The sequence below is a fragment of the uncultured Cyclobacterium sp. genome, from assembly GCF_963977555.1.
Taxonomy (GTDB): Bacteria; Bacteroidota; Bacteroidia; order Cytophagales; family Cyclobacteriaceae; genus Cyclobacterium.
Window position 1 is genome coordinate 39,693 of sequence record NZ_CAXBPD010000018.1, and the last position, 12,826, is coordinate 52,518.

10 protein-coding genes are annotated in these 12,826 nt (G+C 37.4%); 7 read left to right on the forward strand and 3 right to left on the reverse strand.

What is annotated here, in order from left to right:
* Positions 1–377: 377 nt before the first annotated feature.
* The 4 genes from AAC073_RS19415 to AAC073_RS19430 all read left to right on the forward strand — a co-directional run bounded on the left by AAC073_RS19415 (position 378) and on the right by AAC073_RS19430 (position 4,081).
* Positions 378–1,367 (forward strand): 2-hydroxyacid dehydrogenase, encoded by a 990-nt coding sequence (locus AAC073_RS19415; RefSeq protein ID WP_339925468.1) that lies wholly within the window; start codon positions 378–380, stop codon positions 1,365–1,367.
* A 206-nt stretch (positions 1,368–1,573) separates the two neighbouring features.
* The gene (locus AAC073_RS19420; RefSeq protein ID WP_339925469.1) at positions 1,574–2,752 is read left to right on the forward strand and encodes a lycopene cyclase family protein; all 1,179 of its coding nucleotides are present in this window, start codon (positions 1,574–1,576) and stop codon (positions 2,750–2,752) included.
* A 179-nt stretch (positions 2,753–2,931) separates the two neighbouring features.
* Entirely contained in the window at positions 2,932–3,486 is a 555-nt protein-coding gene (locus AAC073_RS19425) for a hypothetical protein (RefSeq protein WP_339925470.1), read from the forward strand.
* Positions 3,455–4,081 (forward strand): hypothetical protein, encoded by a 627-nt coding sequence (locus AAC073_RS19430; protein ID WP_339925471.1) that lies wholly within the window; start codon positions 3,455–3,457, stop codon positions 4,079–4,081. Before AAC073_RS19425 ends, AAC073_RS19430 begins: the two co-directional genes overlap by 32 nt.
* A 109-nt stretch (positions 4,082–4,190) precedes the next feature.
* Here the strand turns inward: AAC073_RS19430 and AAC073_RS19435 are convergent, their stop codons facing one another.
* On the reverse strand, positions 4,191–7,625 hold the full coding sequence (locus AAC073_RS19435; RefSeq protein ID WP_339925472.1) for a ThuA domain-containing protein: 3,435 nt from the start codon (positions 7,623–7,625) through the stop codon (positions 4,191–4,193).
* A 126-nt stretch (positions 7,626–7,751) separates the two neighbouring features.
* Complete coding sequence (locus AAC073_RS19440; RefSeq protein WP_339925473.1) at positions 7,752–8,621, reverse strand: UbiA family prenyltransferase; 870 nt, start codon at positions 8,619–8,621, stop codon at positions 7,752–7,754.
* Between the two features lie 87 nt (positions 8,622–8,708).
* Between AAC073_RS19440 and AAC073_RS19445 the strand changes: the two genes are divergently transcribed.
* The 3 genes from AAC073_RS19445 to AAC073_RS19455 are packed head-to-tail and all read left to right on the forward strand — an operon-like array spanning position 8,709 to position 11,404.
* Complete coding sequence (locus AAC073_RS19445) at positions 8,709–9,788, forward strand: type III polyketide synthase (protein WP_339925474.1); 1,080 nt, start codon at positions 8,709–8,711, stop codon at positions 9,786–9,788.
* Entirely contained in the window at positions 9,785–10,492 is a 708-nt protein-coding gene (locus AAC073_RS19450) for a methyltransferase domain-containing protein (protein WP_339925475.1), read from the forward strand. The genes AAC073_RS19445 and AAC073_RS19450 overlap by 4 nt, the downstream gene beginning before the upstream one ends.
* Positions 10,493–10,540: 48 nt before the next feature.
* Positions 10,541–11,404, forward strand: coding sequence for a mechanosensitive ion channel domain-containing protein (locus AAC073_RS19455; RefSeq protein ID WP_339925476.1), 864 nt, complete (start codon positions 10,541–10,543; stop codon positions 11,402–11,404).
* Between the two features lie 133 nt (positions 11,405–11,537).
* On the opposite strand, the gene AAC073_RS19460 is transcribed toward AAC073_RS19455, so the two are convergent.
* Entirely contained in the window at positions 11,538–12,332 is a 795-nt protein-coding gene (locus AAC073_RS19460) for a hypothetical protein (protein WP_339925477.1), read from the reverse strand.
* Positions 12,333–12,826: the final 494 nt, after the last annotated feature.

Sequence of the window (12,826 nt, forward strand, 5' to 3'; positions counted from 1 at the left end):
TGGTTGCATCAACTGGACAGAAAGGCTTAAGCAGTCCTGTCGATAGAGTACAAAAATCCAACCAACACCAAAATGAAATACAAAAATAAACAACTTGGCCGAATTTACGGGCTTATATTCAATTAACTACAGGATTTCCTGTCAAGACTGACAAAACGACTTATAAAAGGTAGTGATTTGTTAAATTGCACCTGCTGTCAATGGTGGTATTTATTTAGCCTTTCATTTGGCTCTAATTATGAAAGCACCTATAAAATTTATTTTCCTTGTCTGGTTGGGTAGCTATAAAACGTAAATTCTAATCGATTATATCCATATAGCTTTAGTAAATTAGTAACGTTAAAGGTTTATAGAAACAAAAAACTTAATTTAAGCCTATGAAAATAGCCGTATTTAGTACCAAGTCTTACGATCAAGAATACTTTGAAAAGTATAGTAATAGAAATGCCTATACTTTTTCTTTTTTTGAGACTGTCCTTAATAAGTCAACAGCTAATTTATCCGCAGGATTTGATGTAATTTGTGCTTTTGTCAATGACCAAGTAGACAAGGATACCATTGAAATCCTTGCTAAAAATGGTGTAAAATTGATCGCTATGCGCTGCGCAGGCTTCAATAATGTAGACCTGCAATCGGCTAAAGACCATGGGATAAAAGTGGTTCGTGTTCCGGCCTATTCACCGGAAGCTGTAGCGGAACATTCCGTGGCATTGATCCAGACTTTAAATAGAAAAACCCATAAAGCATACAATAGGGTTCGCGAGGGTAATTTTTCCTTAAAAAACCTGATTGGCTTTAACCTTCATGGTAAAACCGTGGGGGTCCTAGGAACTGGGCAGATTGGAATAGCATTCTGCAGGATTATGAAAGGGTTTGGCTGTAAAGTATTAGCCTATGACATTAAGGAATCTGAAGAATTGGTGGCCATGGGAGTACAATACTTGCCAATCGATGAAGTATTTAAACAAGCTAACATTTTATCTTTACACTGTCCACTTACGCCGGAAACCAAACATATGGTGAATAAAAGCTCGCTGGCAAAAATGAAAGACGGCGTAATGATCATTAATACGAGTAGAGGGGCGCTTATAAATACAGCGGATGCCATTGATGGCCTGGTAGAAAAAAAGATTGGTTATTTGGGGATTGATGTTTATGAACAGGAAGAAAAGCTGTTTTTTGAAGATTTGTCAGAGAGCATCATTCCAGATGATTATATCTTACGGTTAAATAGTTTCCCGAATGTGCTGATTACCTCTCATCAGGCTTATTTTACAAAGGAAGCCATGGACCAAATTACCCTTATCACGCTGGATAATATCCATGCCTTTGAAAAGAATGAGAAATTGGAAAACGAGGTTTCCTAAACCGTCGTCGATTTCCATAGTTATCAATAGGCATTTTCACGAGGGTTTAGTGGACTAGCTACCAGTTGTATGGTGAATAATATTCGTGATGTTACTAATTAGGCGGCATAGGTTTAAACATGTTTCCATTGATAGTTGTTTAGCAGTTTTACACATTTTAAAACTAAGATTGTCCCTTCAATATTCATGGCAATAAATATCCATTCATGAAACTAGATTACGACTATATTATTGCGGGTTCTGGATTAGCGGGATTAAGTTTATTGCACAGGCTTCTGTTGGATAAGGACTTGCAAAAGAAAAAAATCCTGGTCATTGATAAAGTCCGAAAGACTGACAATGACAGAACCTGGTGTTTTTGGGAAAAAGGTAAAGGTATATTTGAACGGATCGTCCATCACCAATGGGATACTTTACAGTTTTTTTCTCCTGAGGTATCAAAAATCTTTGAACTTAAAAAGTACAAATATAAAATGATTCAGGCGGGTGATTTTTATTCGCTTGTTCTGAATCAAGCTTCCGGATTTGAAAATGTTACCTTCAAAACAGAGGCTATTCTGGACATGGAGGTAAAGGATGGTAAAGCCATTCTTAAAACGGAAAAAGGACAATATTCAGGACAGTTTATTTTTAATTCTACTGGCTTGTTTAATCCTGAAATGAACACCCAAAATACCTTACTACAGCATTTCATGGGTTGGTTCATCAAGACGGATTCACCTGTTTTCAATGATAAAGTTGGGACTTTGATGGATTTCAGGTTGGATCAATCCCACGGCACCACCTTTATGTATGTATTGCCAACGAGTACCACAGAAGCCTTGATTGAATATACTTTATTTAGTGAAAGTACGCTCGATAAGGAAGATTATCAGGTGGCACTTAAGGAGTATATTAAGAAGAAGCTAAAAATCAAGACCTACGAGCTAACACACGAGGAATTTGGGGTAATTCCCATGTCTTTGGCCAAATTTTCACCTATAGTAAAGCAGGAGCATAGGATTGTGAATATAGGAACCGCCGGTGGTTTTACAAAAGCCAGTACTGGATATACTTTTCAATTTGTTCAAAAAAACGTTTCACAAATTGTAAATGAACTAAAGCACAATCATTCACCTGCAATCAATCTGACCTGGAAAAATAGCATTTATGCTTGGTATGACAGGACTTTACTCGATGTGTTGCTTTCAAAAAAGGCAACTGGTAGGGCAATTTTCGAAAGTTTATTCAAGAAAAATCCGCCTGAGAAAATCTTATCCTTCCTTGATAACGACAGTAATTTTTGGGATGAGTTTAAAATCAGGAACAGTGTTCCACTATTAGCATTTATGTCTTCTGGTATGCGGCAGCTATTTTTCAAAAACAATGTAAAATCTAAAAACTAAAGCATTGGAATAATGGACACAAATTAACTGCGCTTCGTCTTGTGAATGGTGTTATGTGCATCGCAGTGAAAAACCTGGCTGTTGGCCTGATTTTGAACATTCGCAGAACCATTTATCTTGTTTAATCTTATTGGCTGCCCAATAAGGGTTGTATTCCGTTTAATTTAAGGACATCAATAATGAAAATAATATTATCATTTATTGCATTGCTATTTTTGAGTTCTTGTATACCTGAAGGGCAAGAAACGGGAAGGTACCAATTAACAAATGAAGAAGAGCTAACCATCCCCTATTTAGCGGAGGAAATCGTAGCTTTTAGCTATTCCAATGGTTTTGAATTTGATCTGAAGGTTAGTAGCAAAGACAGCAAAATTCAAAAATCTGAGACGCATCATGCCGGAGATAATTATTTCACCTATGAAACACTGACGACAACACTTAAAAGTAATGTTCCAGAGTTAACCATTGCGTTGACTGTTTTTCCATTGGCATATAGTCCGTTAATGTCAGTTGAGATAAACGGTTATTTTTTTGAAATAGACCTGAGTACACCTCCTGAATGGGAAAAATTGATCCTTGGTGAAAAAGAATACGACAATGTTTATCAGGCCGTATCCAAGGATTCGGATGCTGAAATAATTAAGCCTGAGAAGGTTTATTTTTCTAAAGAGACGGGTATAATTCAAATAATAATGACCAACGATGAAAAATTCACAGTTAAGGATGAGAATTAACTTTTGCGTAATCCTATTAATTTTTGCCAGTTGTGTAGAAGAACCTTGTTTAGACATTCCAGAACTGGAACGAAGGCTAACGGATATTAAGGAATGGGAGGTTAAGGATACTATTGGAAACCAGACAATAATAGATTCCAATGGAATCCCACAAACCTTAATCATGAGCAGTTTAGATTCGTTTTATCATGAGAACATTGTGGAAGATGATTGTGGGAATATTTTTGGAAGTTATTATTTTTCCATTCAATACAATACCTCTTTTTCCCCTCTTCACTTAATGGTAGACATTCAAGGGTCGGGCATATCGGAGGATGGGTATAACCTTAGGCTTACTGTTACGAACACCAACGGTGTTTCCGTCAAATCTTCAACCTATGATTTCGTTACTGAAACATCCAGGGATGACAATGCTGTTATTACAACGGTAGAAGGTTTTCAAAGTGCTGGCATATTGTACAGCGATGTCCTAAAATTTACTTTTAAGGATTCAATGTTGCCAAATGAAATCAAAACGGTTTACTATGCCAAAGGCCAAGGTATTGTAAAATTTTCCGAGCAAAATGGGAATGAATTTGTAATCAGTAACGCGTAAAACTTGGACCAGTTTGCTAGGCGTTTAGTAGATTCAGGTAAAGTCTCTCTGTATAAAAAAAGGCCTGTAAATATCTTATCTACAGGCCTTTTGTATTTAATGAAAAGAACTATTTATTTATCATTTCCATAGATGTTATACTCATACCTACTGATTCTGCTTCATTAAGTGCTTCTGTCACGATATAAAGATCTTGAAAATCTGCAGGTACATCGTCATTAAACTTTAATTCGATGATTTGGGCGTCCATGTCTTCTTCAGCATTCTTTCTTATTACTATCTGGCCGATAACTTTTCCTTCTGAACTACCTGAACGAGCTTCTAATTGATAGCCATAGTCGAAAGGACGCTGAGAACTTACTGCAAAATTAATTCCCTCCAAACCAGTAAGGTCAATGTTTTTAAGCATAAAATAACCTCTACCCAAAGGCGAAGATAAAGTCTGCTGACCATTTTTATTGCCTGTGTTATAGCCAAAGTAATCATCAAGTTCCCCTAAATTAATATTACTATTTCTAAGAAATACAGTTTTTGATGTACTAAGTGGTTTAATATTATTGCCTCCTTTGTCTGTAAAGCTTGCATTTAAAAGCATGACCCCATTATTGACCACTTTTTTGCCCTGGAGTGGGTCCAGTTGACCCGAAGCAGGTAGAGATGGCTCTTGGTTTTCCAATCCATTTAGCGAAAGGACAAAGGCAACAATTTTCCTTGCATCTCCTTCTTTTAAGGTAGGGTTAGCAGGCATCATTGTTTCTCCCCAAACGCCAGAGCCACCTTTTATGATTTTATTTATTAATTTATCCACTGCTCCAGGTGAATCAGCATATTTCTTAGCAACATCAGTATAACCAGGGCCTACCGATTTGCCATCGATTTGGTGGCAGCTTTTACAAGTAAGTGATTCCATAAGGCTTTTCCCAGCCATGGCTTCAGACATAACCTGGTGTCCTAAGGCTGCTTCTGCTTTGTCAAAACCTTCGATATAATCTGCAGAAAGGTAAAGGGACGAAAGATCTTCTCCAGCTGACGGATCATCTGGGTCGTTGACCGTTACTTCGTAGTTAACCTTTTCATTAGGGAAGTAAAAACTACCGTTGCCTGCAAATGACACTTTTATACTAGGTGCTATATTGCCTGCATATACATTGATGGTTTTGCTTTTTACAGGTTTACTTTCAGTATCAGATACGGTTACAGAGATGTCATAATCTCCTACTTTGTCAAAAGTATAAGTAAGCTCAGGAACTTTAGTTTCCATTGTTTGTCCATTCCCCAAATCCCATAGATAGTTTAATGCATCGTTTTCAGGATCTTTTACTGATGTCGTTAATTTCACTTCCAATGGAAGGCTTCCTGAGGTTTTGTCCGCAGCAATGGCGGCAATTACTGGTGCCCTGTTACCTGGGTTATAATTAATTACTGAGAGGGCAGCATCGTCATTGGCACTAAACCAGCCTTTGCCATATTCAAGCAAATAAAGTTTTCCATTAGGCCCCATTTCCATGTCTATAAGGGCATTGTGCCTCACACCTTCCATGAAAGGTTCCATTTTTAGATAATCTCCATTTTGATCCATGGTCACTACTTTAATCCACCCCCTTATCCAGTCGTAAATAAACAGTTTACCGTCATAATAGCTTGGTAATCCACCGCCATCAGGATAAAGGTCTGAATAGTATACAGGACCTGCCATGGCATTTCTACCTCCCGTTCCTACCTCAGGAAACTCTTCTGATTCATCATAAGGGTAGTAAATAAATGCTGGCTGTGCTGGTGGCAGGTTATTTATACCCGTATTATTTCTTGAGTTGTTAACCGGTTTGGCTGGGTCAAACGTGTTTTTACTTTCACCTGTATTAAAGTCAATAGCGGTATAAGGGTAATTGTTCCCTACAAAGAAAGGCCAGCCAAAGTATCCTGCTTTTTTTGCTTGGTTGACTTCATCGTAACCTTTAGAGCCTCTTACTCCAAATTGGTCTTCCCTTGCATCAGGCCCTACTTCACCCCAATATAGAAAGCCTGTTTTCTGATCGACAGTAATCCTATAAGGGTTACGGTTTCCTTGAACATAGATTTCAGGTTTGGTTTTATCCGTTCCTTCAGGGTAAAGGTTTCCTTCAGGAATACTGTAGGAACCATCTTCATTTACCTTTATTCGAAGAATCTTACCTCTGAGATCATTGGTGTTTCCTGAGGATCTCGCCGCATCGTATTGTTCAAACCCTGGTCTATCATCTAAAGGACCATAGCCTTTTAATGTATATTCCTGGTTGGGTTGATTGAAAGGAGTAGAATTATCACCTGCAGAAACATACAGCAATCCATTGCTATCAAAAGCAATAGAGCCTCCTGTGTGACAGCAAATACCTCTTTGCGAATAAAACTGTAGGATTACCTGCTCAGTGTCCATTTTCCACTCGTCATTTTCGAACTTAAAGCGGGAAAGTCTATTAACCGATTCCCCCGTTGGGCTGTAGAAAACGTAAACCCAATGGTTGTTTGCAAAATCAGGGTCTGCTTGAATTCCCATCAGCCCTTCTTCGGCATTTACTTTTGGGACATCTGTCTGCCAGTAAACATCAAGGTGGGCAATTTTACTTGTTTCGGTGGCTCCATTTTTATAAAGTAGGATTTCTCCTCTTCTTTGAGAGACTAAAACATCCAGGTTTGGTAAAATGGTCATTTCAGTAGGTTCCTTGAATTGTCCTACCACTAGGTTTTCCTTTTCAAAACGGTCAGCATCGGGTACTATTTTGCTCTTTACATTGGTGTAATCAAGTGATTTATTGTCTCCGATTGCATACTTTATTCCTTCCAGAAGATGCTTTTGAAAGAGTTCTTCTTTATAGGTGGCTTTTGTATGGCCTCCACCGGTATAAAAAGCGCGGCCACCGTCATAATCATGGTACCATGCTATAGGATGCGCTCCCATGTCCTCGCCACCTTGATAGCTATTCTCATCCAATGTTATTAAGACATTGACTTCCGAATTTAAATTTTTGTAACTGTACCACTCATCTGTTCTCGTCCATTTTTCAGGTAGAAATGAAGTACTAGGATTGGTTCTATCTATGACATCCAAATCCCCTTGTTGCACATTGGGATGTGGGTCGTTTATCCCTGGGTGGTCTACAAAATAGCCACCGACCATTTTACCATACCAGTTCCAGTCGTATTCGGTATCGGCGGCAGCATGGATTCCTACGAACCCTCCTCCAGCTTGGATGTAGCGCTCAAATACAGCTTGTTGGTTGTTATCTAATACATCACCGGTAGTATTTAGGAAGATTACAGCGCTGTAGTCTTTCAACAATTCTTCGGAAAACATATCAGCATTTTCGGTGCTTTCTACCAAAAAGTCATTTTGTTTACCTAATTCGGTGATGGCCTGAATTCCTTCCGGTATGGATTCATGATAGAACCCATCGGTTTTGGAAAAAACGAGTACTTTTGGCTCTTGGGGTCTACTGTTACAGGCTCCTAGTAGGAGCATTGCAAATATTAGGGAACAAAATCCCTTGATGACACTATTATTGGACATAGGTTAATTTTTATTTTGCAGCAATATAATGAATATCTTTTTTTGCCTTGACCATTTGTAAATATTTTAGGTTCAAATAGCAATTATATAGGAGACTCTTATTATTGAAACCAATAAATGAAGTAGCTATTGGGCGAAAAAATAATAGATGAAGAAAAAGTTTAAAGCACTGGAAGAAATTTTGTTCATCGTCATTGCCATAGAATGGTTGGCATATTTGTTTGGGTCTTTAATAATTAGGCTAAACCAGATGTAAAAGTAAATTACCAAAGGAGTAGTGCTGCCAAGAAACCACCAAATAGCCCAATCGGCATGGATATGTGCAAAATACCAAATGAATGCAATTCCAGAGACTAAAAACCAAATGGCGGCAAAGTAAAAGGTACCCTTTATTCCCAATTTTAAACTAAGGGTAATGTCTCCCCGCTTTTGGTCCTCCTCATGCTGGTAAACCTGCGTCAACGGATAGGATCCCAAAAGTAATAAGGTGGTAATAAGTGCAGGAGACAATACTTCCCATTCTAATAGTAGGCTAAAGTCCCCATCCAAAAAGCCAATAACACACATCGCAAAAGTAAATGCCCCCTGAAAAAACCCAGCAGTAATCCAACTTAGGTAGGGGTATTTTTTTAAACGAACGGCCGGATGACTGTAAGCCATGGACACTAGACCGTAAATGAGTACCATAGCGAAAAAGAGACTGTTAATAAATAATGCCCCTATAAGCGCTATTCCAAAAAATGCCAGCGAAAGATAATAGAGTCCTAGGGTAACTTTCTTCGGGTTTTTTAGCCCGCCAATACTTTTTTCATCTTTGTCAAAATAGCTGTTATAGCCATTGCTAGAAGGGTAAAGGAATAGGTGCAAAATTACCCCCACTGCTATTATATTTACAATTGGCACATCAGTTGCTGAGGAAAGTGCAAACCAAAACACAGGCATTAGGTAATAAGAGAATGGAATTCGAAGGTGTTCCCAGCTGGATTTTTTAAACATATATTTAATGCGAGATAACAATTCGCTTTGTCATTGGTTTTTTACTTATCTTGAAATGTACTATAAATTAAAGCTAAACTAAAATCAATGAACAGCCAAATAAAGAGCATAGGGCTTGCAAGCCCCGGGAAAGCTATAGAACAGGAAATGATATGCCGTTTTATGCAAAAAGCTCATGGTTTGGATGCCAAGGAAAGTAGGAAGTTATCCTTTATTTACCGAAAATCTGGGATAGCTCAAAGGTACAGCGCACTTAATGACTTTAATTTTAGTGATCCTCAAAACTTCAATTTTTTTCCAAAAAATGATCGGCTTGAGCCCTTTCCTGATACATTAAGTAGGATGGAGGTTTTTAAAAAGGTAGCCCCTGAATTGGCCATCGAGGCCATAGAAACTTGCCTGGCCAATTCCGATGAGAAACCAGAAGCTATTACCCATCTAATTTTAATATCATGCACAGGGATGTATGCCCCAGGGGTGGAATTGGATATAATTAACAGGCTTGGTCTATCGAACACCGTAGAGCGTTACGCAATTCATTTTATGGGTTGCTATGCAGCATTTAATGGAATTAAGATGGCAGACAGAATTTGTAAAAGTGAACCCTCCGCAAAGGTGCTAATAGTTGGCGTAGAGCTTTGTACCATTCACTTTCAGAAGGAATACAATGAAGACAATGTACTTGCCAATGCCATTTTTGGAGATGGTGCCGCTGCAGTTCTTATCCAGCAGGGTGAGCAAGGGATGCACATCGAAAATTACCAATCTAATATAATTCCTGATGGTGCCGATGACATGGCATGGTCCATAGGAAACTTTGGCTTTCAAATGAAGTTGAGCAAGTACATACCCAATTTATTGGAAAGAGGAATAAAGGATTTTGCTGATGGACTGGAGGAGCAATTTGGGCTTTCAACTATTAAACATTTTGCCATTCACCCAGGAGGAAAACAAATTTTAAACAAAATCGAAAACGCTTTCGGTATAGAGGTAAGCCAAAACCAACATGCGCACAATATTTTGAAGGATTTTGGAAATATGTCATCTGTTACCATACTTTTTGTTTTGGAGGCGGTATTAAAGGATCCATCCATAAAAGGAAAAGTGCTGGCAATGGGATTTGGACCTGGATTAACTTTAGAAAGCCTACTAATAGACAAGTCATGAATAAATTTCTGCACCGAAGTGAAGAAAAAGAAAAAATGGATGACCTGGCCTGTAGTGGTCAGGAGTTAGCTCAGACATTAAAGGAATTACGAACGATTAATAAACTTTTGGGAGGAAACAACGTGACCACCTCCGGCCTTACTATTTTAATGGGGTCTTCACCAAAACAGTCCGCAACCATTGTTGACCTAGGTTGTGGCGGAGGAGATATGGCCATACACATTAATAAATGGGCAATAAATAAAGGGTTAAAATTACAGGTTATAGGAGTCGACGCCAACCCAAATATCATAGAACTGGCCAAGGATAAGGCAAAAAATGAAAACATGCCCATTGAATTTTTAGTGGGGAATGTTTTTGATCCAGCTTATATTAAAAATACTGTGGACATTCAAACCTGTACCTTGTTTACCCACCATTTTACTAATGAGGAACTTGTACACATTTTTAAAAACCTCAAAAGCAAAACCCGAGTTGGTTTTGTAATCAATGATCTACACAGAAATTTTTTAGCCTATTATGCTATTAAATGGTTAACAAAAGCTTTTTCTAAGTCCAATATGGTAAAAAATGATGCCCCTCTATCTGTTTTAAGAGCCTTCAAAAAGAAGGATTGGGAATTGATTTTAAAAGCCTCTGGAATTAAGAAATTTAAGATTTCATGGCATTGGGCATTTAGATGGCAAGTTATTTGCTGGATCTGATAATTATATTTTGAATTTTTAATTATTACGAAAAAGAAAAAATTAATTATGGAATTTGATGCCAATTCTCTGGAAGGGATTTTACAGACTGTGACACCTTTAATTCTGCTTGCAATCAAAAGTATTTTGATTGCAGGTATCGTTTATTTTGTTGGTAAATGGGTCATAGGTTTAGTAATAAAAGCTGTAGACAAAATTTTTAAAAAATCTGATATAGACGCTTCTCTATCTAGCTTTTTGAAGAGTTTTATTAGAGGTCTTTTATATGTTTTATTAATACTGGCCGTGCTTGCTACCTTAGGAGTAGAAGTAACTGCTTTCATTGCCGTGTTAGGTGCTGCGGGTTTGGCTATAGGATTGGCGCTACAAGGTTCTCTTGCCAATTTTGCTGGAGGCGTACTGATACTGGTATTTAAACCTTTTAAGATTGGAGATACTGTAGAAGCTCAGGGAATTCTTGGTTCAGTAGAAAAAATTGATATTTTGTATACTACCGTTAGACAATTTGACAATAAGGTAGTCACTGTTCCTAATGGAAATCTAGCGAACAATAACATTATAAATTTTTCTGAAAAACCAACCAGAAGAGTGGAAATGTCTGTGGGTGTGGCTTATGGCACGGATTTGAAAGTGACGAGAAAAATTATATTAGATACTTTGAAAAAAGACGAAAGAATTCACGCCGACCCAGCTCCTGTAGTTTACTTCACAAATTTTGGTGATAACTCTTTGGATCTTTCGGTAAGGTGTTGGTCAGATGCTGGTGATTTGTGGCCAGTTTTTTGGGATAACATGGAAAACATTAAGGAAGCTTTAGAAGAAAGAGATATTGAAGTACCATTTCCTCAGAGAGATGTGCATCACTTTTTTCCTGAAGGTAAACCGGAATTAAAAAGTGTAGAAAAAAAATAGGAAAAAAATGCCGGAGTCTCAGTTACTACCAAGTTGTTGAGACTCCGGACAAACCCTACATTAAAAAATAACCAACTATCTACAATCAATCTTCCTCACACAAAAATAATTACTAAAAATAAGTTTCTTATAATCAGCTGCACCCCAGGGATTCAAAGCTGACTATTTTATTTTTATAAGTATCGGTACTAATTTGTAAGCTTCCTTCTATTGGATCATATGATCCTGATTCAATGCACTGCTGCATGTACTTAAAAGGTTGTACTATTTCAAATGTTGTTTTACCGTAATCTTGAGCGGTCAAAGAACCATTTCCTTTCAAGTAAATCCTGAAACCTTCATTTGCTGTTGAAAGCTCTAATTCTCTGATATAGCTCTGGTCTAAATTAAATTCATGACCATTCAAGTTAGTCATTTTGAAATTTGACACACTTGAGGAAAAGCTTAAGGTTCTAGTGCTTGCATCATATCCCAAATTTTCTAGTTTTCTCTGCCCATTCATTTTATGGCCGTTTAAAGAGAAATCTTCGAAATCTATGGTCAGTAAGCTTCCTTTACTCAATATCCCACCTGAATAGGTGATTTTTAAATTACCAGCCCTTTCCAAGCCAGAGTCACTTATGCAACCACTGCCAAAATCAACTTTTACTTGACCAATTTTATCGTCTCTTGTAATAATTGTTCCCGGGCAGCTTAACTCATCCAATAACGGTATCAATCGTTGTTGGCTAAGATCTTGTTGCATGGTGGACATTACCATCAAATCAACCTCTTCCATAAGCCCCATCATTTCAGAAATTTCTTCTGAAGAAATGGTTTTACTATCAATCGGTGCCAAATCCTCTTGATCCGAAGTCACACAAGAGACTGCTGTAAAAAGCAATCCAATTGCGAAGCTATTGATCAAATATGTTTTCGGATTATTCATGATATAATTGATACTCAAATCTTTGTTTTGCTACTTTGTTTTCGAAAAGTACTGTGGGATAATTTCTTTTACTAATAAAAAACCAATTAATTAACTATTAAAATTAACAAAGCATATCTTTAGTTTCGAAAAGCAAAAATGGTTATACCAGAGAGGTCGTTGCCTTATAAATGTCATTACCTTAAAAAAAAATGCACTTTAACCCAATGTTACTTTAAAATACCCTCCATTTTTAGCCTAAAAGCTTGATATCTTTGCCTTTGATGAGAAAAATAGGCTTAAATACCGAATATCAACATGGCTATAATTTTTACCTCCACATTTCGAAAAAGTAAACCTTTTTTAAGAAGGTAAGGAGAAGAGAGGAAAGTGGTTACCCTAATTTAAAATAAATCCACATTTAAAATAATGGTTTAATTCCTTGATCTCCCCCGATACTTGCAATGTGCTTAATCCTTCTTTATTAACAACGGCGAAAATTTTATTTAGATTAA